Origin of the sequence: Legionella tucsonensis (genome assembly GCF_001468035.1) — a bacterium.
In the GTDB taxonomy this organism is placed as follows: domain Bacteria; phylum Pseudomonadota; class Gammaproteobacteria; order Legionellales; family Legionellaceae; genus Legionella; species Legionella tucsonensis.
Window position 1 is genome coordinate 832,401 of sequence record NZ_LNZA01000001.1, and the last position, 20,243, is coordinate 852,643.

Genomic DNA, 20,243 nt, shown 5'->3' on the forward strand with positions numbered 1-20,243 from the left:
CCCGCTATTAAAGATCAAATAATTGTACAGGCCAAAGATGATAAAAATGATTAACGGGTCCGTTTCCTAAACCAACATGTTCTTCCTTTGCGGCTTTTATCGCATTAAATAAGTAGTTTTTCGCGATACCACAAGCTTGAATTAAATCAATTTTTTGGGCTAGACATGCGGTGATTGCTGCTGAAAGAGTACATCCAGTGCCATGAGTATTCTTTGAGTTAATTCTCGCGCTTGTAAACCAATGATACTCTCCATTAGTTCCCATGAGTAAATCGTTGGATTCAGGTGATTTTAAATGTCCTCCTTTAAGCAGAATATATTTAGGGCCAAAATCAAGTAGCTTCTGACTAACAGAGAACATGTCATTTTCAGATTGTATATGCATTCCAGTAAAAGAGGAGGCTTCAGGGAGATTAGGAGTGATCAAAGTAGCCAATGGCATCAGTACAGTTAACAAAGAATTCACAGCTTCGGGTAATAATAAAGAGTGCCCACTTTTAGCAACAGTCACAGGATCAATAACTATAGGGATATCTATTGCTTTTTTTTTAAGAAAAGAAGCTACAAGTTCAATGATCTCGCTAGTAAATAACATTCCAATTTTTATACTGTCTGGTGTGATATCGTCAAATAGAGTATTTAGTTGATCTTCTATGGCTTCTATTGGGATAGCATAGCACCGTCTTACTTCGCAAGTATTTTGCACAGGTAATGCAGTAAGTACGGTCATACCGTAACAACCAAAAGCCGAAAAAGTTTTCAGGTCAGCTTGAATACCGGCTCCGCCAGATCCATCAAATCCTGCTATAGATAAAGCTTTATAACGCATGCTGCGATACTCCTTGAATAACATGTGAGAAAAACTCCCAGTCATGAATATATAAATTATCAATAAATACTTGTTTGATTGAAGATGGTGCTTTTACTTTTTGATGTGCTATGAAAGATGCTACGCCTAAAGCTAGAAGGCTATTAGCAATAGAATCTATGGTAATGTTTTTGGTGAGACAGCGGATTAAAGGTTTTTGCTGTTTTAATAGAGTGAGACTGAATTGAATCCAATCAAACATGTTTTTGATTCCTATATACTTCTCGGTTTATACCGTGAAGTATATATGGGAAACTTACCAAGCTGCAATTTTCTCTTCTGGGCGCAAAGAACATTCTTCTGAAACAGAGCCATCATTACATACAACAAATCCAGTTATGGTGTAAGTAGAAACAACGCCACCTTTCCATAAGCAGCATCCTCGAAACAGATTTAAATCCATCACAGCATGTGGTGTGCAATAACACGTAGAGTAAAAACCATTTTTGCACACAAGGCGCCCTGCAGATGAATCACAGTAGCTGATACCGCCCATCTGACTGCAACAGCCAGAAATAAAGAATTGGGTGGTTGCGGCATATACAGGTGAAATAAAAAGACTTAATATGCTGGTACAAAAGAGAGCTTTAAGTAATTGCATCCTGATTTCTCGAATTATTTTTTATTTTTAGAATAGCACAGGGTTTGTTTACATTTCTACTGTCTTGGCCAAACTGTCTTGATTTTCTGCGTTACTCACATACTGCAGTAAGCTGTGCTTCGGGGACGTTAAAATCAGGCGCTCCATTTTTGACTCACAAGCCAGCAAAATGTAAATAGACCAGAGTGTTTTAAAAATTATTAGATGGTATTTGAATTATCTGCAGGTAATGCGGATACATTGCAAATAAATAGCTTGTAGCTAAACCGGCCAAAAGACCAAATAAATGTGACTCCCAAGATACACCTTTTTCTTTCGGAAAAATACCCAAAAAGATACCGGCAAAATAATAGATACAAATGATGCCCAAGATTATGGTAGTTAGTGTTCCGCTCTGATAAATATTACTCACTAAAAAGCCCCAATAGCCAGTAATTAAACCACTGGCACCTATGTGTAAGCCAGGTTTTGCAAAACACCAGATAGCAATTCCGCTTAAAACAGTAATTATTATTGTAACCACAAGAAAGTAACTCAGTCCGTTAATCAAAATGAAATTGCTTAAAACTACCAACGGGATCGAGTTAAAAAATATATGGTTGAAATTCGCATGTAAAAGTGGAGCAAATAAAATACCTGCCAAGCCATAGACACGTCGTGGAATAATACCCAACCATAATATTTTTCTATAGAATAGACCTGCAAAAAAGAAAAGCCAGATAATCAATAAGATAATTTCTAAAATGGGGATGTTATTTTGTGTCTGGCTTATAATCCAATTAAGACTGTTATTTAATTCTTCAAGCATTTTTTTACTCGTGTATTTGAGTGATTTCACAAGTTAAATCGCCTTGTGCCAATCGCACATCGATTGTGTCACCAATCTTTACTTGTTTGTTGGAAAACAATACCTTATTTTTTTTCGTTGCAATTGCATATCCTCTATCCAGTGTAGCTAAGGGACTGATCGCATGCAAGGTAGACAATTGCGTTCTCAATTGATATTTGAGTTGATTGATCTTATTTTGCATATGATGGATTAATTGCACTGAAATTCTTTGTAAAAGTACTCGTGTTTGCTTGATTTGAGTTTTAGGGTTTTTAGCATTCAAATGATTGATGCAAAGATGAAGTTGATGGTTCTTTTGTTTTATGATGTAGTTCATACAAACAATCAATTGCCTCTCAAGGTAATCGGTAGTTTGCCAGTAACCGGCAATTGTCTTTTGTGGTGAAGATATTTTCTCGATTAAGTGCTGTAATTTGATTTGGTATTTTTGCAAGAAACGGTACATTGCCTCATGCATACGTGAGATGGAATGATTTAATAACTTAAACAATTCATTACAATCAGGAGTCACAGCAGTAGCAGCTGCTGTGGGTGTTTCTGCCCTGTAATCCGCTACAAAGTCGGAAATTGTAAAATCTGTTTCGTGTCCCACACCTGATACGATAGGTATTGAGCTGTTTGCAATGTTGCGTGCTAATTGTTCATCATTAAATGCCCATAAATCTTCAATACTTCCTCCACCACGTGCAAGCAGAAGCACATCACATCGTTTTTCTGAATTCGCGCGTCTTAATGCCTTGATCAGTTGTTGTGCTGCAGATGCACCTTGTACTTCACTTGGATAGATGAAGACATCAGCTAAGGGAAATCGTCGAGCAAGTGTGGACAATATATCGCGAATTGCGGCGCCAGTGGTTGATGTAATCACTCCAATGGCACGAGGCATGACGGGAATTGGGTTTTTTTTTATTGAATCAAATAAACCTTCGGCAGCCAGTTTGTTTTTTAATTCTTCAAAGCGTTGATAGAGTGCCCCTAGGCCTGCTTCAGTAATTTGTTCCACGATTAATTGATAATCACCACGGGCTTCATAAAGACTTAATCTGCCGCTGGCAACTATATGTTGTCCATCGCATAATTTATATGCAAGCGCGCTGGCATGGCGATTTTTAAAGTAAACACAGCGAATTTGGGCATGAATGTCTTTCAAGGTAAAATAAAAATGCCCAGATACTGGCCTACTCAAATTAGAGAGCTCTCCTTCGACATGGACTGTACCCAATTCATTTTCAAGGTAGCTTTTAACCTGTCGATTAAGCTGACTGACAGTAAGAATTGCGTTTCTTTTTTCTATGATCAATTATGATGGCCCCGTACAATGACATACCAGTGTCTGTAGACAATTCTACTATCTTGACCAAAATGGGGCGCGCTTTTATGTGCTCCGCTACTCACATACTACATGTATGCTGCATTTCGGTGCTCTAAAATCACACCATTTTGACTCAATCAGCCCCTATTTAAGCATAAAAGTTTCGTATCTTATACGAAGAGTACCAAAATTAATAACTTACTTATAGAGACAAAAGAATTTCACTACATCTATGAGCTCATCTTGGCAAACCTTCACAGAATAAGCTATGATTCTCGCTTTAAATAATAAATAAAATAAAAATAAAATGAAGTCATTCCAAAATAAAAAATTAGGCGTTTTCAGCTCATTTTTGTTTTCACTTATAACCATGAGTGTAGCGGGTTGTGTTGACTTATCAGGTGGCAGAGCTTCAGAGAAAAGACCAATTCCTAAAACTGCTCAGTCTGTTATTCACCAATCTGTAATCCCGAAAGCAGCGAAAAAAGCGAAGACAGTGAAAGTAAGCGGGTCGCAGCCCTATCATGGGGAAGTGCATACTATGTTAGGTGGGTTAGGGCTTTTTAGTACGGGGATGAGAACACTTAGCGGTACTGTTGAAGAAGAGTGCAATGTATCGGCACCTAGTGATATGTGGTACAACGCGGGAAATGTGACTCGTGAAATTGTTACTTATTATCAAAAGCATAAGCAGCATAGACCCATTATACTTGTGGGACATTCTTTAGGCGCTAATGAGCAAATCAAGGTTGCACGTAATTTGAATAAAGCCGGAATTTCTGTGGACTTATTGGTTACTGTGGATGCTGTATCTCAAACTGTTGTGCCTCCTAACGTGAAACACGCGATGAATTTTTACAAATCTGGCTATGTGCCCATGTTTAGTGGTTTGAAGCTTAGAGCTGTAAATCCAGAGCAAACTCGTATTGACAACATTAATGTTGCTGCGATAAAAGGCATTACAGTGAATCATTTCACAATTGATAAAGATCCTGTTGTACAAGCAATGATAATGGAAGAAGTAAAAAAGGTGTTGAGTAATGCAAATAAAGCAAAAGGGTAAAGAAAATTTTCCTCGTGTCTGCGTTATCGGAGCAGGTCCAAGCGGGCTTGCTGCAATTAAAAATTTACAAGAGCAGGGTGTAACAGATATCACTGTATTTGAAAAAAATAATCAGATCGGTGGGAATTGGGTATATGATGAGAAAAATAATCATTCCAGTGTTTATGAAACGACCCATATTATCAGTTCAAAACGTTGGTCGGAGTTTGAAGACTTTCCTATGCCAGCATACTATCCTGATTATCCATCCCATACTTTAGTTTTAGATTATTTTAGGAGCTATGCGAATCATTTTGATTTAATTAAATACATCCGCTTTAACACCAATGTTTTACAGGTAAAGCATACTGACCAGCATCAATGGAAAGTCACTTTTGAAAATAATCTGGGTGCCCATGAAGAATATTTTGATTATTTATTAGTCGCTAATGGACATCATTGGGATCCTTTTATGCCTGAATACCCAGGCGAGTTCTCTGGCAAGCTGCTTCACTCGCATCAATATAAGAAAGCTTCTGCTTTTAAGGGACAACGTGTTTTGGTAGTTGGAGGCGGTAACTCTGCTTGTGATATTGCTGTTGAAGTGGCGCGTGTTTCTCCGAAAACGTGCATCAGTATGCGCAGAGGTTATCATATTTTTCCTAAGTTTGTATTTGGTAAACCGACAGATGATGCAGTGGCAAAAATTAGATGGATGCCTTCTTGGTTAAGACAGAAAGCTCTGAGCTTTTTTGCTCGAATCCTACAGGGTAGATACGCTAAATATAAATTAATGAAACCAGATTGCGGTCCTTTAGAAATTCATCCAACGATTAATACAGAGCTGCTTTATTTTATTCGCCACGGTGAAATCTTCCCACGCCCAGGAATTACTCATTTCGAAGGAAATCGTGTCCATTTTACTCACGGTAAGTCGGAAGAGTTTGATACAGTGATTTTTGCTACAGGCTACAAAATAAGTTTCCCGTTTATTGACAAGCAAATTGCTGACTTCAGTAATTCAACAAAGATACCGCTTTATCGGAAAATGATGCATCCAGATTATGATAATCTATATTTTATTGGTTTGTGCCAGCCTCAAGGATGTATCTGGCCACTCGCTGATTATCAGTCAAAAATAGCTGCGCGCATCATTATGGGAACTTTAAAGCGGCCTGATAAACTGCATGAAAAAGCACATGAGGAGATGAATAAGCCTCATTACCGATTTAAATCGCATACACGACATGCTGTAGAGGTTGATTATCATAAATTTCGTCGAGAATTATTGGATATGTTGGAAGCATAATCGAAGAAATTATAGCCTAGGTTACGACTTTACTTTCACCTAGGCTCCATTTAATTTCTGGATTCTTGCCGTTTAATGAGTGCACCCATTAATTTTTCAATATTAGTTACATGTGGGTTTTCTTGTAAAATCATAGCCTTGGTACGTTCCTCACAATATCCTTTTACTTCTTTATCTGGAAAAATATAGAATTTCTTTTGTTCCACTTCATGAACAATATGTTCTGCTATATCTATGGCAGGGCGCGAATGCGATAAAAGAGATTGCAACACATCATGAAAAGACGAATTTACATTAGTAGCATGAGATAAAAGTGATGTATCAGTAAAAGAGGGGAAAACTACTGAGACATCTACTGGTTTTTTCATGCGCAGCAGATCAAAAAACAATGATTCAGACAAAGCTAGTACTGCATGTTTTGACATGGCATAAGAAGCAGTTTGGGAACCCGTACATAGTGAATATAAGCTTGCTATGTTGATAATATGTGAATGGAAAGTTTGTTGGAATAAGAAAGGGATAAAAGCCTGAATGATATGAATCATTCCATGTAAATTTACCTCCATAACTTTTTGAATATGTTCGGAACTCAAGTCCCAAAGGGGGCCTAATTGACCCATAATCCCAGCATTGTTATAGATCCAATCAATACGCTTTAATTTACTCTCAACAAGGTATGCCAATTGTGCTATGTCATTAGGTTGAGTTATGTCACAAGAAATTTCTAGAATTTTCTCGGGGAATAGTGTCAATAATCGTTCGGCTTCCTGCTTAAGTTTAATTTCATCTTTATCTACCATAACTACAATATTACCGCGTTGTAAATTGACTTGGCTTAATGCTAAGCCAATTCCATTTGCAGCGCCGGTGATTACAGCCACTTTCATTTTCTTTCCTTTTGCTATAATTGTATAAATCTTACAAACATAAGGGTGTTATTTTGAAAAACGGTGACGAAATACCAGAGCCTTATGAGTATCCTGATGAGCCTGATGAATATCCGACAGAACCAGAGCCTTATGAGCCTGAGAATCCTGGATCTCCTGAACCTGAGCCATCACAACCTTCTGAGCCAAACTGGGAGTAGTTACGTAGCCTGGGTGAAGGCGTAAGCCGTAACCCGGGATCGTAAGATTCATATCCAGAAACTCGGGTTACGGCTTACGCCTTCACCCAGGGCTACAAAACACACAGCGAGCGCACTCACGTTATATTAATTCCCAGTTATAAGCTGATCTAGAGCTTCTCCTATATCTTTGGCTCTCATTAGACTTTCTCCAATGAGAAAAGTATTAATCCCATGGGATTGCATCAAATTTATGTCTGAATGTGTATTAATACCACTTTCAGTAATAGTTATTTTATCTTGGGGGATGTATTGTCTTAACTGGATACTGAGTTGGATATCTGTCTTAAAAGTATGTAGACTACGATTATTAATGCCAATTAAAGGCGTGGGTAACTGTAAAGCGCGATCCAGCTCTTCTTTATTATGGCTTTCCACAAGTACCGCCATTTCCAGCTCATGTGCTAATTGGCAGAAATCTGCTAACTGCACATCATCAAGTAAAGCGACAATAAGTAAGATACAGTCCGCACCTAATGTTAAGCTTTCATAAATTTGATAAGAATCAAGAATAAAGTCCTTCCGTAGTACAGGTAATTTACAATGTGATTTTGCTTGGACTATATAATCAGGGTGCCCCTGAAAAAAATCTACATCAGTAAGCACTGAAAGGCAGCGTGCACCATGATTCTCATAGGTTGTAGCGATCTCTTTCACATTGAAATCCTCTCGAATCAATCCTTTGCTTGGAGAGGCTCGTTTAATTTCTGCAATAATTGCCGGAGTTTTCTTAGCTTGCAGCGCGGTAATGAAATCACGTCGCTCCATAATGGGTTGTTGTGTTAATAAATCTAATGGTTTATTTTTCTTTGCGAGAGCAACTTCTTCCTGCTTACGTTGGGCAATACGTTGTAACATGCTATTCATGATGCGATTCTTTATTTAAAGTTTGGGTTAATTGGTTAAGTTGTGTAAAACAATTGTAGGCTTTACCGTTATCTATAACGATTTTGGCCTGCTCTAATGCGTGTACAAAAGAAATATCTCCATGAGCGCAGTAAATTGTTGCAGCAGAATTCAATAAAACCATGTCACGTGCTGCACCCTGTTTTCCAGAAAACACTGCTTGAATCAATTCTAAACTTTGAACGGGTGAATCAACAACAACTTCATTTAAAGAGTGATGTTTGATGTTATAATCTTCTGGATTAATTATCCAGTGATTAAAATCCCCTTCTCGATACTCAATGACATTTGTAGGTGCTGCAATACTGATTTCATCTAAACCATCTTGGGAGCTTACTACTAAGGCTCTTTCACTACCTAAGCGAGCAAGAACTGTAGCTAATGGTTTTTGCCAATCTGTTGAAAATACACCAACAACTTGTTTTTTTACTCGAGCAGGATTAATTAAGGGGCCAAGTAGATTGAATAAAGTTCGAATGCCAAGTTGTTGTCGCGCTGTTCGTGCATGTTGCATCGCTGGATGGTAGTGGGGGGCAAATAAAAATGCTAAGCTGCATTGTTGAACGCACGTTTTTATTTGCTGATCGGATAGGTTTAATATAAAGCCTGCTTGTTCTAATAAGTCGGCACTACCGCTACGACTAGAGACAGAACGATTGCCATGTTTTGCGACTGGGTATCCTGCTGCGGCTACTACAAAGCTGCATGCCGTTGAGACATTAAAAGTGTTTTTGCCGTCTCCGCCTGTCCCAACGATATCAATTAGGTCAGTACCTAATTCTATCGGGTGGGCCAATTGTTGCATCACTTCAGCAGCAGCAATTAATTCATCAGTTGTTTCACCTTTCATACGCATGAGCGCTAAAAAAGTCGCGATTTGTACGTCATTATATTGACCTGACATACAGGCATGAATGACTGTTTGCATTTGCTCTGGATTTAAATTTTTTTTTGCGATGAGATGTTCAAACAGAAGATTGGGTTTCATATTTTAAGAAATTCTCTAATAATTGCAGTCCATATTGACTTAATATTGCTTCTGGGTGGAATTGTAGACCAAAAACAGGATAGTGACGATGCGAAATTGCCATAATTGTATCATCATATACCCATGCATCGATAGATAAACAGTCTGGAAGACTGTTTTTATCTACCGCCAAGGAATGATAACGAGTTGCTTTGAAATAGTTCGGAATATTTTTAAAAATTCCTTGTTGATTATGTTCTATAGTTGATGTTTTTCCATGCATGATTTCCGGGGAAGGAATTATTCGACCGCCAAAGACTTGGGCGATACTTTGGTGTCCAAGACAAATACCTAATATAGGAATGGTACGATAAAATGTACGAATAGTCTCCATAGAAATACCTGCATTATTAGGTGCTTTTGGTCCTGGTGAGATGACCAAGTATGTAGGAGAAAGTTTTTTTATTTGGCTCACACTGATTTGATCATGGGTGTAAACACATACTTCCTGATTAAGGTATTGGAAATATTGTACCAGGTTGTAAGTAAATGAGTCGTAATTGTCAATAATGAGTAGCATGTTTAAATAAAATTAGTTGATGTGTGTACCTGAGTGCAGCGCAGCGAAACCAGGGAATGTATATTCAATAAACCCTAGGTTCTACTGCGCTGCGCCCAGGGTGCAATTTTATTTTATAAAGTGAACTCTTCGCCTAAATAAACAGCCCTTACTTGTTGATTGGCCAGTATAATATTGGGGGTTCCTTCGCACAATATTTTTCCTTGGCTGACAATATAGGCCCGTTCGCATATATCCAAGGTTTCCCTTACATTATGATCGGTAATTAAAACGCCAATGCCCTTATTACATAAATGTTGGATTATTTTTTTAATATCAATAACCGAAATTGGATCGACTCCAGCAAAGGGCTCATCAAGAAGGATGAAAGATGGCTCTATTGCAAGGGCTCTTGCAATTTCAACACGTCGTCGTTCTCCCCCGGATAAAGACATACCTAGACTTTTATGAAGATGTGAAATATGGAATTCTTGAAGCAACAGATCCAGTTTTTCTTCACGAGCCTGTTCGTTTAAATCAGCCCTTAGTTCTAGAATGGCCATGATATTCTCTGCCACAGAGAGCTTACGAAAAACAGAAGCTTCTTGGGGAAGATAGCTAATCCCTAAGCGTGCTCTTTGATGCATGGCGTGTGTTGTTATATCTTGGTCGGACAGTAAAATTTGACCTTCATCGCATGATTGCAAACCGACTATCATATAAAAACAGGTTGTTTTTCCTGCTCCATTAGGTCCTAACAGGCCAACGCACTCACCTTTTTTAATATGGATGCTGATGCCATTAACCACAGTTCGCGATTTAAACGATTTTTTTAGATTTCGCGCTTCCAGGATGCTCATGATGGTTTCTTTTCTGGACGATAAATAATGGTTATTCTTTTACTGCCGTTACCTTGAGACAAAACATGTTGTTTTACAGTGTCATAGCTTATTTTTGCAGCAGAAAAAGAATTTTCTCCTTGTTCTACTCGAGCATTCCCTATTAACTCAATCAAATGACGCAGTGGATAATAACGAATGGTGTCTGCATAGGCATGTACTGGCGGTTTCTTGGGATCGGTTATTGTCCAATAATGCGCTTGTTTCCCAGGAGTTCCGGTAGCTATAGCGATCTCAAGCTGATTTTTTTCATTTCCTAGAGTCACTGCTTTAGCGGCTTGCAGATTTGTTGTACCTTGTACTAATTCAACATTGCCAGTATAAATCCCTTTATGCTCCTGTTGACTGAGATCAGCTGAGTCCGCCATTACATGCATTACTTTTTCTTTATCTTCTGTAAGAGCATAAGCAAAAGAAGCGAACATTAAAAGAAAGAGCAGACCGTAGTTAACCATGCGCGGGAACATAACTTCCTCTTGCATGGTGGAGTAACTCTACTCTTTTTTCATCAAGATAAGCATTCATTCCAGTTGATTGAATAATATTACCTGGTTGTTCGTATGTTACAAGCACATCGGAACTTGCTTTCTTTTCTTTTGGATAATAAGTTACTTCTTCTGTTTTTAAAGTACTTTCTTGTGAATTATTTCCTTTTTTTTGGCGCACAACAACATTACCTGTAAAGGTAATTTGTTTCCCTCCTTCAAATGATTTGGCTTTGGTTGAGCTAATATCCCAGGGTGGTTGTTCTTCTTTCTGGCTTACAACAATATGCGGATTCTGAAATAAATAGACATTATCTTTTTGAATATGCTGCATGAAGGGGGCGGTAAGCACATTGGCAAGCACTCCTTGTTGATTAAACTGACGTACTATAACGTTAGAAATAGTAGTATCTACTGAATTCGCGAGGGCTTCACTATCCAGGCGAATTAATATTCTTGAGTGGCTGTAATACCATCCTGAACACGCCAGAAGAATCAAAGTAAAAAAAAGCCACATGAATTGTTTTGTTGCATTCATTATTTTAGATAACCTGTTATCGCCAAATCCATCTTGTTTTGTGCATTAAGAATAAGGTCGCATAACTCGCGTACTGCTCCACGACCACCTGGTAGAGACGTCTGCCACATGGCAATTTCTTTAATTTGGTATACTGCATTGGCAACCGCAACGCTAAGGCCGACTTGTTCCATAATTGGAGCATCAGGAATATCATCACCAATATAAGCAAAATGCTCATCCTGAAGATTTAATTTATTCTTCAGCTGTTTGTATGTCTCCTGTTTATCCAATTGAGCTTTATAATAATGGATAATACCTAATTGTTGCATTCTGTGATCCACTACAGCATTGCACGAACCAGTAATAACCGCTACCTCAATTCCAGCAGCCATAAGTAATTTTAAACCCACTCCATCATGAATATGGAATGTTTTTAATTCATTAAAATGATTATCAATATACAAAAGGCCATCAGTAAGAACCCCATCCAAATCACAGATAAGGCATTTAATATTTTTAGCTCGTTCAATTAATTTATTCATTTAAAAGACGCCTGCTTTTAATAAATCATGAAGATGAAGAACAGCTTCTGGACGCTTTTCTTCATCGATGACAATTAATGAAGTGATGCTGTGTTTTTGCATAATAGCTAAGGCTTCGGCAGCAAGCATTCCCTTAGGAATTGTACATGCATTACGCGTCATGACTTCTTTTATTGGAGTCGTATTGATATCATACTGGCGTGTTAAAGTCCTGCGAACATCTCCATCTGTATAGACTCCAACAAGATACCCCTTATGATCGATAACGCACGTCATACCCAATTTTTTATCTGTTACTTCAATGAGCGCTTCACTCACTGTTGCATTTTCATGCACAAGCGGAAGTTGCACTCCCTGATGACAGAGATCGTCAATACGCAGCAAAAGTCGTTTACCCAGAGATCCTCCTGGATGCGACAAAGCGAAATCTTCCTCACTAAATCCTCTGGCCTGCAAAAGTGCAATCGCCAGTGCATCGCCCATAACTAAGGCAACAGTAGTACTGGTTGTTGGCGCAAGACCAAGTGGACATGCTTCCTGTTTGATGCTGACATCTAAATTAACATCTGCTGCGTTCGCTAAAGTTGATTCAGAGTTTCCAGTCAAAGTAATCAAAGGGACTTCTAATCGCTTTAATAAAGGAAGTAAAGTGACTAATTCTAACGTGTTGCCCGAGTGAGAAATAGCAATTACGGTATCTTGTCGGGTAATCATTCCCAGATCCCCATGGCTTGCTTCACCTGGATGCATAAAAAATGAGGGGCTTCCTGTACTTGATAAAGTAGCAGCAACTTTATTCGCTATATGACCTGATTTTCCCATGCCAGTTACGACGATCCGTCCTTTACAGGCAAGCAACAATTCACAGGCTTTTTCAAATCGGCTATCGATTCGCTGGGTTAACTCAAAGACAGCTTGTGCTTCAGTTTCAATAACAGCAAGTCCAAGTGTACAGAAATTCATAGGCTATTGGATATTTTTTGTTTATTTTTCATTCTAACAAAAAAACATTTGAATAAATAGGATTAAACACCTCATTTTTTTTTTCGATCCAGTATATACTTCTACTTTTGGCTATAACCGGAAAAGAGAATATGCCTGAAAATTGGGTTGAAATAAAAAATTTAGTCTTTACTCGTGAAAGCCGTCACATTTTCAATGGCATTGATATGGTAGTTAAACGAGGTAAGATTACCGCAATTATGGGGCCTAGTGGCTCTGGAAAGACCACCTTATTGCAGTTAATTGGTGCTCAGTTAAGACCTGACAGTGGTTTTATCCACGTCAATGGTCAAAACATGCATCTATTATCTCGTAGAGCTTTGTATGAGGCGAGACGCAACATGGGTTTGCTTTTTCAAAGTTCTGCTTTATTCACTCATCTTTCTGTGTTTGAAAACGTGGCTTTCCCTTTGCGAGAACATACTCAATTAAATGAATCGATGTTGCGTGATATCGTATTGATGAAACTTGAAGCAGTTGGATTGCGGGGAGCTGCTCCTCTGATGCCAGCCCAGTTGTCAGGCGGGATGTCTAGGCGAGTTGCTTTAGCACGTACTATAGCACTGGATCCGGAACTAATGATGTATGATGAACCATTTACAGGACAGGATCCGATTTCTCTAGGTGTTTTAGTTCGTTTGATTAAAAGGTTAAATGAGTTATTGCATACAACAACAATTATTGTCTCACATGATGTCGAAGAAACCTGTTCTATAGCTGATTATATTTATCTTATTTCTGGTGGAAAAATCATAGGACAAGGAACTCCCGAAGAACTGATTCAATCGTCTGAACCTCAGATCAAACAGTTTATGCATGGAGAGGCTGATGGAGTTGTACCTTTTCATTATCCAGCCAGATCATATATAGAGGAGCTATTAGATGCTTGAGTTCATCGCTCGTGTCGGTCACCGTGGTTCACGGGTTTTGCAAAGCTTGGGAAACTCCGGAGTATTTCTGTTCTTCATGTTGTTTAGACGGCCAGGCATTTCAAAGCTTTGGCCTTTGCTGCGCTATCAAATCCATTTTGTTGGTTTTTTGTCGTGTTTGATTATCGTTGTTTCCGCTTTATTTATTGGTATGGTTGTTGGTTTACAGGGTTATAATACTTTGCAAAAATTTGGTGCATCAAGTCAATTAGGGCAGTTATTGGCCTTAAGTATCTCAAGGGAACTTGGACCGGTAATTAGTGCCTTATTATTTGCTGGGCGTGCGGGCTCAGCCTTAACTGCTGAAATTGGTTTGATGAAAGCAACAGAACAATTATCCAGTATGGATATGATGGGAGTTGATCCTTTAGGCAGGGTTATTTATCCTCGTTTTATAGCGGGTCTTATTACCTTACCTTTTTTGGCATTAATTTTTTCTGCAGTAGCTATTTTTGGAGGGTATTTTATCGGTGTTCACTGGTTAGGTGTGGATTCTGGAAGTTTTTGGTCCAATATGCAAGCAGCAGTGGATTTCCGTATTGATGTGCTCAGTGGTATTATTAAAAGTTTAGTTTTTGCTTTTGTTATAACCTGGATTTCTGTATTCCAGGGTTTTGAATGTGTGCCTACTGCAGAAGGTATTAGTCAGGCGACGACTAAAACAGTAGTTTATTCATCGCTTGCTGTATTAGGACTGGATTTTTTGTTGACTGCAATGATGATTGGAGATTGGTAAATGAGTAAGCAACGTTATGTAGATTTTAGTGTCGGCCTATTTATGTTGCTTGGTATATTGGCTTTGTTGGTCATGACAATGAAGGTGAGTGGTTTTTCTAGTCTTGTATCTCATGACAGTTATGAGGTAACTGCTGATTTTACCGATATTGGTGGATTGAAAGTGCGAGCACCTGTTACCGTGGCGGGAGTTAAAATTGGCGAAGTAACTCGTATTGATTTGCAGCCAGGAGAACTTAATGCAAAGGTAACTATGCGCTTGCGTGATGATAAAAAGATACCTTATGAAGATGCTTCAGCGCGGATTTTGACAGAAGGGTTGCTTGGTTCCAATTATATTAGTATTGTCCCCGGTTTTGAGGATGAGGAGGATAAAGCTCATCCTTATTTACGAAATGGGGATGTGATTGGAAAGACTCAAGAAGCAATTATTCTTGAAAATTTAATTGGTCAACTACTGTTTAACATTAAAAAATAAGGTCAGAACATGAGAATAATAAAAACAGTTTTATTAGTTGTCAGTGTGATTTTATCTCCAATGATGAATGCGTCACAAAACTCTCCCATACCTATGCTAGAGCAAACTGCCAATAATATCATTGCAACTCTAAAAGAAAATAAAGCCAGTTTAAAAAGTAATCCTAATATTATTTATCAGGCTGTAGAAACAAATTTACTACCTATTGTTGATGTAGCGGGCATGTCACGTTCTGTTTTGGGAAGACAGGCATGGAGTAAAGCAACAAGTTCACAAAGAGAGCAATTTTCCAAAGCGTTTACACGTTTGGTGATTCGTACTTATGCCAGCCCTTTGGCACAATACACCAATGAACGCATACAATTTTTACCCTTAAGAGGTTCTCTGAGTTCTCGATTTTTGCGAGTTAACAGCATTATTATTCGAGCTGAAGGACAAAATATTCCGTTGTCTTATAGTCTTGTTGCCAAAAATGATCAGTGGAAGATTTATGATATCAGCGTTGAAGGAGTAAGCTTATTGCAAAGTTTCAGGTCACAGTTCGCGGCAGCCTTACAAAACTCCAGTATTGATGAGGTCATCAAGTTAATGGAAAAAAAGCAACTTAAAAGGACTTCCTAATGGTGAATAAAGTTTGCTTTAAACCGGGTATTGATCTTACATTTAAGTCAGTTGTTGCAGTGCGAGCAAAGCTCTATCAGGCTTTGATGGAAGATAAAAGTGACCGATTCAGTCTGGATCTAAGTGATGTGACGCATTGTGATAGCGCGGGTTTAGCATTACTTATCGAGGCTAGAAAGTTATGTAAAAAAAATAATAAACTTTTTGAAATCATTGGAATACCTGATGAAACACAATCTTTAGCAGAGTTTTGTGGTGTGAAACGTATTTTGGAGGCCGTGTAATTTTTTTGTAATTTTCTGAGAGGAATTTTCAATTTTTGGAGAGCGGTTACTTTTTTTAGGATTATAAATTGTAACCTGGGTGAAGGTACGAGCCATAGCCCGGGTTTTCTTTTTTTTATTTGGATAACAAAATCCTGGGAAATGCTGTGTTTCACCCTGAATGTATTTGTTATCAAAAGTTGTATATATTTTAATATGTGAGCTAATTTTAATGATAAGTAATGAAGAAATAGAACAAAAGTTTAAATCCATTGATGATGTTTTTTACATCAAAGTGGAGGGAGATGGTTATCAATATCAGATAACTGTAGTAAGTGATGTCTTTTTAAATAAACCCAAGGTAGCCAGACAGCAGTGGGTTTATGCGCAGCTGAAAGAATTGATTACCACTGGTAAGCTTCATGCAATTAGCATAAAGACGTGGACAAAAGAAGAATGGGGAACGCAAAATGGATAAATTATTAATAAATGGTGGTAAATCACTCAATGGAGAAGTAGTTATTTCAGGAGCAAAAAATGCTGCTTTACCTATTATGGCTGCAAGTTTGCTTGCACGAGATCATGTAACCATTTCCAATGTCCCTCATCTCAAAGACATAACCACCATGATGGAGCTACTTGGTCAATTAGGTGCTCAATTAATCGTTGACGAGAAAATGAATGTCCAAGTTGATGCGAGTCAAGTAAATGAGTTTGTTGCTCCTTATGATTTAGTTAAAACCATGCGTGCTTCCATTTTAGTTTTAGGACCTTTGCTTGCTCGATTTGGTAAGGCAGATGTATCTTTACCCGGAGGTTGTGCTATTGGGACAAGACCCGTCGATTTGCATTTAAAAGCGTTGAAAACTATGGGTGCTGATATCACAGTCAAAAATGGTTACATCAATGCCCGTTGTAAACGTGGTCGTTTGCAAGGAAAGCGTTTAATGTTTGATACAGTCACTGTGACTGGTACTGAAAATGTACTCATGGCGGCCACTCTTGCCGAAGGGACAACAATTATTAAAAATGCCGCCCGTGAGCCTGAAGTGGTTGATTTAGCCAATTTTCTGATTCAAATGGGAGCAAAAATTTCTGGTGCTGGAACTTCAATAATTGAGGTTGAAGGTGTTGAATCTCTTGCTGGCGGGACTTATTCTGTAATGTCTGACCGAATTGAGGCAGGAACTTATCTCGCTGCAGGAGCTTTAACACGAGGACATGTTACTGTAAAACGAGTACGACCTGATACTTTATTATCACAGTTATGTAAGTTTGAAGAAGCGGGTGCGGAATTAATCATAGGTGAAGATTGGGTTAGTCTTAATATGCACAATCAACGTCCTCATGCAGTAAATATTTCTACAGCACCGTACCCAGCTTTTGCAACGGACATGCAGGCACAGTTTATGGCGATGAACTCGGTAGCAGTTGGTTCTTCAACCATCGTTGAGACTATATTTGAAAATCGTTTTATGCATGTGCAGGAGTTACAACGTATGGGGGCGCAGATTCAACTCAATGGAAATACAGCAATAATTAATGGCATTGAAAAATTAACCGGCGCACCTGTTATGGCAACGGATTTACGTGCCTCAGCCAGTTTGATTTTAGCTGGATTAGTTGCAGAAGGTGAAACCTCGGTTGAGCGTATCTATCATGTAGATAGAGGCTATGAACGCATAGAAGAAAAATTATGTTTATTAGGTGCTGACATCAAGCGAGTTTCTGACCGGTGATTACTCAAGAGGAACTATCATTATACCTGCATCAATTATTGGGCTGTGAGCGATACAATGATTATGCTCCTAACGGAATGCAGGTTGAGGGCAAAGAACAGATTGGCCGAATTTGCACTGCGGTCACTGCATCTGAGGACGCAATTTCTCAAGCCATTGCATGGAGCGCAGATGCTTTGCTGGTTCACCATGGTTACTTTTGGCGTGGCGAAGCCCCAGTGATTATAGGGATGAAACGACAACGAATTTATAAGTTGTTATGCAATAAATTAAATTTATTTGCCTACCATCTTCCTTTAGATTGTCATCCTGATCTTGGAAATAATGCCTGTCTGGCCAAATTATTTGAAGTGGATATGGTACACATGCATAGAGCAGGTGATACTGATAATCTGCTGTGGTCAGGAAAGTTAGCTCAGACGATGAAACACACAGAGTTTACCGAATATTTAACAAAAAAATTAAGACGTTCTCCTTTATTTATCGTAGGCAGTGAAAAGCCGATCACTCATATAGCCTGGTGTAGTGGAGGAGCGCAGGACTTTATTGAGGATGCATTTCGTTTAGGGGTAGATGCCTATATAAGTGGGGAAATATCCGAACGAACTTATTACCAAGCAAAGGAATTAGGGGTTCATTATTATTCTTGCGGGCATCATGCAACAGAGCGTTATGGCATTCAGGCTTTAGGGAAGCATCTTGCCTCTCAATTTGAGTTAGAACATTTATTTATAGATAGTGATAATCCTATTTAGAGTTTCTGGGGGCTAAATCTGACTTTTTATCCAAGGATACGATATGTGCCAGGATGCTATTCTTTACCTGGCTACATTAATTAATTATCCAGTTAGTGATGTACATCTAAAGGCTCTATGTCACCTACAGTAAATGTAGGTCCATGATCACCTGGTTCAAAACTGTTTGGATTTTGGTTATCCAGAACGTCCAATTGAATACTTACACCATCCAGTGGGTAGTTTTTTATTAAATCTCTTCCTATTGCCGTAGCAAGAATTTCCCAGAAAACTTCTTCAGGAAATTCCACTGTAGGCTCCATATACTTTAAAACAGCCGTGCGTAATATCCGATAGTCAGGATATTCATTATTCGGTAATTTTTTCTTGTAGGCATAGCGCACATAAATAGTGACTGTTTGTCCTGATTGTCTGCTTGTATGATATTCAGGGATAACAAATTGAAAATAATTCTTTTCAATATAATTATCGTTATTTGTTGAAGCCCATAAAGATGTAGGCCAATTAGAAATTACAATAACGAATAAAATAGTTTTAAATAAATTTTTCATAAAATTCTCCAATAATATAACCGACTCATGATCAAGAAATCATCAGCATAAGTATTTAAAAATAGAGGATTAACTATTAGAAAATGAGCGTGGTGGTTTATAGATTCGCGTTTTAAATCCTGAACATAGAGACAATATATATAGAGAAAAGAAGAGCAAACCCATAAGTGAATGGGTCTTTGATAAGCTCAATTCAGTAGGTATTACATATGCTTGGTTAAAACTACAGCGAATAGATTGGGTTATAGGAGCTTTTTGTAAACATTTATTTTTAGGGCCTGCTGCCGCAGCTTTAACAGGATTAGAAACAATGTTTTCATTGCTCATTGTATATGGGAGCAGTGCAAGAAGTATTGCAAAAAAAATAAAAAATAATTTCATGGTCATTATTCTACCAGATTAACTATCAAAAATAACTGTTTTTGAAAATGAATGGAACTAGATGTGCTACATTTAATAAATCAATAGTGATTAACCTTATGTTACTCTTGTACCAGTAGGCGTCATAAGCTAACATGATTTGATAATCGCTAAGGGATTGTTTTAATGATCAATTTTAGTTACTTTATGTTTTTATTTTTTTTATTTTGTTCTTTTTCGGCCCAAGCAAATACAAGTGAAAAGCACAATAAAGCTTTTCGAAATTTTTGGCATCCCACTTATCTAGGGGAGCGCCTGGATTATTGTACTGTAGATGGTAAGGAGTGTGGCAAAGTCGTAGCAGATCATTATTGCCAAATGCTAGGTTATGATTATTCCAGCGATAATGAAATATCCTACAATATAGGGTTAACACATTACCTATCAACCAGTCAAAGCTGTAAGGGGTGGCGCTGTAATGGATTTATGACTATTGTTTGTGCTACTGGCTTATCTCATACCCCACCAAAACCTTATCACTATCGCGAAAAACGTTTTGCCGATCCTCGTTTTAACGATTATCGTGTGGATTGGTGTTATGACCAAAAACAAGGTTGTGGTTCACGGGCAGCCAATTCTTTTTGCAATCGGATGGGGTTCATGCAGGCTAAGTATTTTGTGAAAGAAGCACAGGTAAGTGCTACTAAAACAATTGGTAGTCAGGAATTGTGTTTTGGGAATCAGTGTAATGCTTTTAAATTAATCGTGTGTTATCGATAGGTTAATTATTAGATCTCTTTCCAAATTTGCTGAGGGGAGAGAAG

28 protein-coding genes are annotated in these 20,243 nt (G+C 38.2%); 12 read left to right on the forward strand and 16 right to left on the reverse strand.

Annotated elements, in window-relative coordinates; genetic code table 11:
* Positions 1–7: 7 nt before the first annotated feature.
* The 5 genes from thiD to xseA all read right to left on the reverse strand — a co-directional run bounded on the left by thiD (position 8) and on the right by xseA (position 3,619).
* Positions 8–829: a bifunctional hydroxymethylpyrimidine kinase/phosphomethylpyrimidine kinase gene (gene thiD / locus Ltuc_RS03590; protein ID WP_058519965.1), complete on the reverse strand. Its 822-nt coding sequence runs from the start codon at positions 827–829 to the stop codon at positions 8–10.
* On the reverse strand, positions 819–1,070 hold the full coding sequence (locus tag Ltuc_RS03595) for a hydroxyethylthiazole kinase (protein ID WP_058519966.1): 252 nt from the start codon (positions 1,068–1,070) through the stop codon (positions 819–821). Before Ltuc_RS03595 ends, thiD begins: the two co-directional genes overlap by 11 nt.
* Before the next feature lie 54 nt (positions 1,071–1,124).
* Positions 1,125–1,469 carry a hypothetical protein gene (locus tag Ltuc_RS03600; protein WP_058519967.1) on the reverse strand — a complete coding sequence of 115 codons (345 nt, stop codon included), beginning with the start codon at positions 1,467–1,469 and terminating at the stop codon, positions 1,125–1,127.
* 190 nt (positions 1,470–1,659) lie between these two features.
* On the reverse strand, positions 1,660–2,277 hold the full coding sequence (locus Ltuc_RS03605; RefSeq protein ID WP_058521591.1) for a rhomboid family intramembrane serine protease: 618 nt from the start codon (positions 2,275–2,277) through the stop codon (positions 1,660–1,662).
* Positions 2,278–2,281: 4 nt separating this feature from the next.
* Positions 2,282–3,619 carry an exodeoxyribonuclease VII large subunit gene (gene xseA, locus Ltuc_RS03610; protein ID WP_238584063.1) on the reverse strand — a complete coding sequence of 446 codons (1,338 nt, stop codon included), beginning with the start codon at positions 3,617–3,619 and terminating at the stop codon, positions 2,282–2,284.
* Positions 3,620–3,938: 319 nt separating this feature from the next.
* Here xseA and Ltuc_RS03615 point away from each other — a divergent pair, with 319 nt between their 5' ends.
* Together Ltuc_RS03615 and Ltuc_RS03620 are read left to right on the forward strand one after the other, a co-directional pair.
* Positions 3,939–4,694, forward strand: a complete 756-nt coding sequence (locus tag Ltuc_RS03615) for a hypothetical protein (RefSeq protein WP_058519968.1) — start codon at positions 3,939–3,941, stop codon at positions 4,692–4,694.
* The gene (locus Ltuc_RS03620; RefSeq protein ID WP_058519969.1) at positions 4,672–5,982 is read left to right on the forward strand and encodes a flavin-containing monooxygenase; all 1,311 of its coding nucleotides are present in this window, start codon (positions 4,672–4,674) and stop codon (positions 5,980–5,982) included. The genes Ltuc_RS03615 and Ltuc_RS03620 overlap by 23 nt, the downstream gene beginning before the upstream one ends.
* A 50-nt stretch (positions 5,983–6,032) precedes the next feature.
* On the opposite strand, the gene Ltuc_RS03625 is transcribed toward Ltuc_RS03620, so the two are convergent.
* A complete protein-coding gene (locus Ltuc_RS03625) occupies positions 6,033–6,869 on the reverse strand; it encodes an SDR family NAD(P)-dependent oxidoreductase (RefSeq protein ID WP_058519970.1) in 837 nt (278 codons plus the stop codon).
* Between the two features lie 53 nt (positions 6,870–6,922).
* Here Ltuc_RS03625 and Ltuc_RS15500 point away from each other — a divergent pair, with 53 nt between their 5' ends.
* Entirely contained in the window at positions 6,923–7,069 is a 147-nt protein-coding gene (locus Ltuc_RS15500; RefSeq protein WP_165480981.1) for a hypothetical protein, read from the forward strand.
* Between the two features lie 126 nt (positions 7,070–7,195).
* Here the strand turns inward: Ltuc_RS15500 and trpC are convergent, their stop codons facing one another.
* The 8 genes from trpC to Ltuc_RS03665 all read right to left on the reverse strand — a co-directional run bounded on the left by trpC (position 7,196) and on the right by Ltuc_RS03665 (position 12,949).
* Positions 7,196–7,975 (reverse strand): indole-3-glycerol phosphate synthase TrpC, encoded by a 780-nt coding sequence (gene trpC, locus Ltuc_RS03630; RefSeq protein WP_058519971.1) that lies wholly within the window; start codon positions 7,973–7,975, stop codon positions 7,196–7,198.
* Positions 7,968–9,002 carry an anthranilate phosphoribosyltransferase gene (gene trpD / locus Ltuc_RS03635; protein ID WP_058519972.1) on the reverse strand — a complete coding sequence of 345 codons (1,035 nt, stop codon included), beginning with the start codon at positions 9,000–9,002 and terminating at the stop codon, positions 7,968–7,970. Before trpD ends, trpC begins: the two co-directional genes overlap by 8 nt.
* The gene (locus tag Ltuc_RS03640; RefSeq protein ID WP_058519973.1) at positions 8,980–9,561 is read right to left on the reverse strand and encodes an anthranilate synthase component II; all 582 of its coding nucleotides are present in this window, start codon (positions 9,559–9,561) and stop codon (positions 8,980–8,982) included. Before Ltuc_RS03640 ends, trpD begins: the two co-directional genes overlap by 23 nt.
* A 113-nt stretch (positions 9,562–9,674) precedes the next feature.
* A complete protein-coding gene (gene lptB / locus Ltuc_RS03645; protein WP_058519974.1) occupies positions 9,675–10,400 on the reverse strand; it encodes an LPS export ABC transporter ATP-binding protein in 726 nt (241 codons plus the stop codon).
* Positions 10,397–10,906 carry a lipopolysaccharide transport periplasmic protein LptA gene (gene lptA, locus Ltuc_RS03650; RefSeq protein WP_058519975.1) on the reverse strand — a complete coding sequence of 170 codons (510 nt, stop codon included), beginning with the start codon at positions 10,904–10,906 and terminating at the stop codon, positions 10,397–10,399. Before lptA ends, lptB begins: the two co-directional genes overlap by 4 nt.
* Positions 10,887–11,462, reverse strand: a complete 576-nt coding sequence (gene lptC / locus Ltuc_RS03655; RefSeq protein WP_058519976.1) for an LPS export ABC transporter periplasmic protein LptC — start codon at positions 11,460–11,462, stop codon at positions 10,887–10,889. Before lptC ends, lptA begins: the two co-directional genes overlap by 20 nt.
* On the reverse strand, positions 11,462–11,986 hold the full coding sequence (locus tag Ltuc_RS03660; protein ID WP_058519977.1) for a KdsC family phosphatase: 525 nt from the start codon (positions 11,984–11,986) through the stop codon (positions 11,462–11,464). Before Ltuc_RS03660 ends, lptC begins: the two co-directional genes overlap by 1 nt.
* Positions 11,987–12,949, reverse strand: a complete 963-nt coding sequence (locus tag Ltuc_RS03665; protein ID WP_058519978.1) for a KpsF/GutQ family sugar-phosphate isomerase — start codon at positions 12,947–12,949, stop codon at positions 11,987–11,989.
* Positions 12,950–13,080: 131 nt separating this feature from the next.
* Here Ltuc_RS03665 and Ltuc_RS03670 point away from each other — a divergent pair, with 131 nt between their 5' ends.
* The 8 genes from Ltuc_RS03670 (at position 13,081) to Ltuc_RS03705 (ending at position 18,508) form a co-directional block, all read left to right on the forward strand.
* Complete coding sequence (locus Ltuc_RS03670) at positions 13,081–13,878, forward strand: ATP-binding cassette domain-containing protein (protein WP_058519979.1); 798 nt, start codon at positions 13,081–13,083, stop codon at positions 13,876–13,878.
* Positions 13,871–14,653, forward strand: a complete 783-nt coding sequence (gene mlaE / locus Ltuc_RS03675; RefSeq protein ID WP_058519980.1) for a lipid asymmetry maintenance ABC transporter permease subunit MlaE — start codon at positions 13,871–13,873, stop codon at positions 14,651–14,653. Before Ltuc_RS03670 ends, mlaE begins: the two co-directional genes overlap by 8 nt.
* Positions 14,654–15,130 carry an outer membrane lipid asymmetry maintenance protein MlaD gene (mlaD, locus tag Ltuc_RS03680; protein ID WP_058519981.1) on the forward strand — a complete coding sequence of 159 codons (477 nt, stop codon included), beginning with the start codon at positions 14,654–14,656 and terminating at the stop codon, positions 15,128–15,130.
* Positions 15,131–15,139: 9 nt separating this feature from the next.
* The gene (locus Ltuc_RS03685) at positions 15,140–15,751 is read left to right on the forward strand and encodes an MlaC/ttg2D family ABC transporter substrate-binding protein (protein ID WP_058519982.1); all 612 of its coding nucleotides are present in this window, start codon (positions 15,140–15,142) and stop codon (positions 15,749–15,751) included.
* Positions 15,751–16,035: an STAS domain-containing protein gene (locus Ltuc_RS03690; RefSeq protein WP_133138253.1), complete on the forward strand. Its 285-nt coding sequence runs from the start codon at positions 15,751–15,753 to the stop codon at positions 16,033–16,035. The genes Ltuc_RS03685 and Ltuc_RS03690 overlap by 1 nt, the downstream gene beginning before the upstream one ends.
* Before the next feature lie 211 nt (positions 16,036–16,246).
* Complete coding sequence (locus Ltuc_RS03695; protein ID WP_058519983.1) at positions 16,247–16,492, forward strand: BolA family protein; 246 nt, start codon at positions 16,247–16,249, stop codon at positions 16,490–16,492.
* Positions 16,485–17,753 carry a UDP-N-acetylglucosamine 1-carboxyvinyltransferase gene (murA, locus tag Ltuc_RS03700; protein ID WP_058519984.1) on the forward strand — a complete coding sequence of 423 codons (1,269 nt, stop codon included), beginning with the start codon at positions 16,485–16,487 and terminating at the stop codon, positions 17,751–17,753. Before Ltuc_RS03695 ends, murA begins: the two co-directional genes overlap by 8 nt.
* The gene (locus Ltuc_RS03705) at positions 17,750–18,508 is read left to right on the forward strand and encodes a Nif3-like dinuclear metal center hexameric protein (protein WP_058519985.1); all 759 of its coding nucleotides are present in this window, start codon (positions 17,750–17,752) and stop codon (positions 18,506–18,508) included. The genes murA and Ltuc_RS03705 overlap by 4 nt, the downstream gene beginning before the upstream one ends.
* Positions 18,509–18,600: 92 nt before the next feature.
* On the opposite strand, the gene Ltuc_RS03710 is transcribed toward Ltuc_RS03705, so the two are convergent.
* Complete coding sequence (locus tag Ltuc_RS03710) at positions 18,601–19,059, reverse strand: hypothetical protein (RefSeq protein WP_058519986.1); 459 nt, start codon at positions 19,057–19,059, stop codon at positions 18,601–18,603.
* Positions 19,060–19,128: 69 nt separating this feature from the next.
* Positions 19,129–19,446, reverse strand: coding sequence for a hypothetical protein (locus Ltuc_RS03715; protein WP_058519987.1), 318 nt, complete (start codon positions 19,444–19,446; stop codon positions 19,129–19,131).
* A 159-nt stretch (positions 19,447–19,605) separates the two neighbouring features.
* On the opposite strand from Ltuc_RS03715, the gene Ltuc_RS03720 reads away from it, so the two are divergent.
* Positions 19,606–20,199 (forward strand): hypothetical protein, encoded by a 594-nt coding sequence (locus tag Ltuc_RS03720; RefSeq protein WP_058519988.1) that lies wholly within the window; start codon positions 19,606–19,608, stop codon positions 20,197–20,199.
* Positions 20,200–20,243 lie beyond the last annotated feature (44 nt).

Bases quoted from the DNA above. Each gene is read 5' to 3' on its own strand.
- trpC (WP_058519971.1), bottom strand. From the start codon at position 7,975: ATGAATAGCATGTTACAACGTATTGCCCAACGTAAGCAGGAAGAAGTT.
- Ltuc_RS03625 (WP_058519970.1), bottom strand. From the start codon at position 6,869: ATGAAAGTGGCTGTAATCACCGGCGCTGCAAATGGAATTGGCTTAGCA.
- Ltuc_RS03620 (WP_058519969.1), top strand. From the start codon at position 4,672: ATGCAAATAAAGCAAAAGGGTAAAGAAAATTTTCCTCGTGTCTGCGTT.
- Ltuc_RS03670 (WP_058519979.1), top strand. From the start codon at position 13,081: ATGCCTGAAAATTGGGTTGAAATAAAAAATTTAGTCTTTACTCGTGAA.
- Ltuc_RS03685 (WP_058519982.1), top strand. From the start codon at position 15,140: ATGAGAATAATAAAAACAGTTTTATTAGTTGTCAGTGTGATTTTATCT.
- trpD (WP_058519972.1), bottom strand. From the start codon at position 9,002: ATGAAACCCAATCTTCTGTTTGAACATCTCATCGCAAAAAAAAATTTA.
- lptC (WP_058519976.1), bottom strand. From the start codon at position 11,462: ATGAATGCAACAAAACAATTCATGTGGCTTTTTTTTACTTTGATTCTT.
- Ltuc_RS03660 (WP_058519977.1), bottom strand. From the start codon at position 11,986: ATGAATAAATTAATTGAACGAGCTAAAAATATTAAATGCCTTATCTGT.
- lptA (WP_058519975.1), bottom strand. From the start codon at position 10,906: ATGTTCCCGCGCATGGTTAACTACGGTCTGCTCTTTCTTTTAATGTTC.
- Ltuc_RS03710 (WP_058519986.1), bottom strand. From the start codon at position 19,059: ATGAAAAATTTATTTAAAACTATTTTATTCGTTATTGTAATTTCTAAT.
- mlaD (WP_058519981.1), top strand. From the start codon at position 14,654: ATGAGTAAGCAACGTTATGTAGATTTTAGTGTCGGCCTATTTATGTTG.
- Ltuc_RS03605 (WP_058521591.1), bottom strand. From the start codon at position 2,277: ATGCTTGAAGAATTAAATAACAGTCTTAATTGGATTATAAGCCAGACA.
- Ltuc_RS03600 (WP_058519967.1), bottom strand. From the start codon at position 1,469: ATGCAATTACTTAAAGCTCTCTTTTGTACCAGCATATTAAGTCTTTTT.
- Ltuc_RS03690 (WP_133138253.1), top strand. From the start codon at position 15,751: ATGGTGAATAAAGTTTGCTTTAAACCGGGTATTGATCTTACATTTAAG.
- mlaE (WP_058519980.1), top strand. From the start codon at position 13,871: ATGCTTGAGTTCATCGCTCGTGTCGGTCACCGTGGTTCACGGGTTTTG.
- Ltuc_RS03695 (WP_058519983.1), top strand. From the start codon at position 16,247: ATGATAAGTAATGAAGAAATAGAACAAAAGTTTAAATCCATTGATGAT.
- Ltuc_RS03715 (WP_058519987.1), bottom strand. From the start codon at position 19,446: ATGACCATGAAATTATTTTTTATTTTTTTTGCAATACTTCTTGCACTG.
- Ltuc_RS03720 (WP_058519988.1), top strand. From the start codon at position 19,606: ATGATCAATTTTAGTTACTTTATGTTTTTATTTTTTTTATTTTGTTCT.
- murA (WP_058519984.1), top strand. From the start codon at position 16,485: ATGGATAAATTATTAATAAATGGTGGTAAATCACTCAATGGAGAAGTA.
- Ltuc_RS03615 (WP_058519968.1), top strand. From the start codon at position 3,939: ATGAAGTCATTCCAAAATAAAAAATTAGGCGTTTTCAGCTCATTTTTG.
- lptB (WP_058519974.1), bottom strand. From the start codon at position 10,400: ATGAGCATCCTGGAAGCGCGAAATCTAAAAAAATCGTTTAAATCGCGA.
- Ltuc_RS03640 (WP_058519973.1), bottom strand. From the start codon at position 9,561: ATGCTACTCATTATTGACAATTACGACTCATTTACTTACAACCTGGTA.
- Ltuc_RS03595 (WP_058519966.1), bottom strand. From the start codon at position 1,070: ATGTTTGATTGGATTCAATTCAGTCTCACTCTATTAAAACAGCAAAAA.
- Ltuc_RS03665 (WP_058519978.1), bottom strand. From the start codon at position 12,949: ATGAATTTCTGTACACTTGGACTTGCTGTTATTGAAACTGAAGCACAA.
- thiD (WP_058519965.1), bottom strand. From the start codon at position 829: ATGCGTTATAAAGCTTTATCTATAGCAGGATTTGATGGATCTGGCGGA.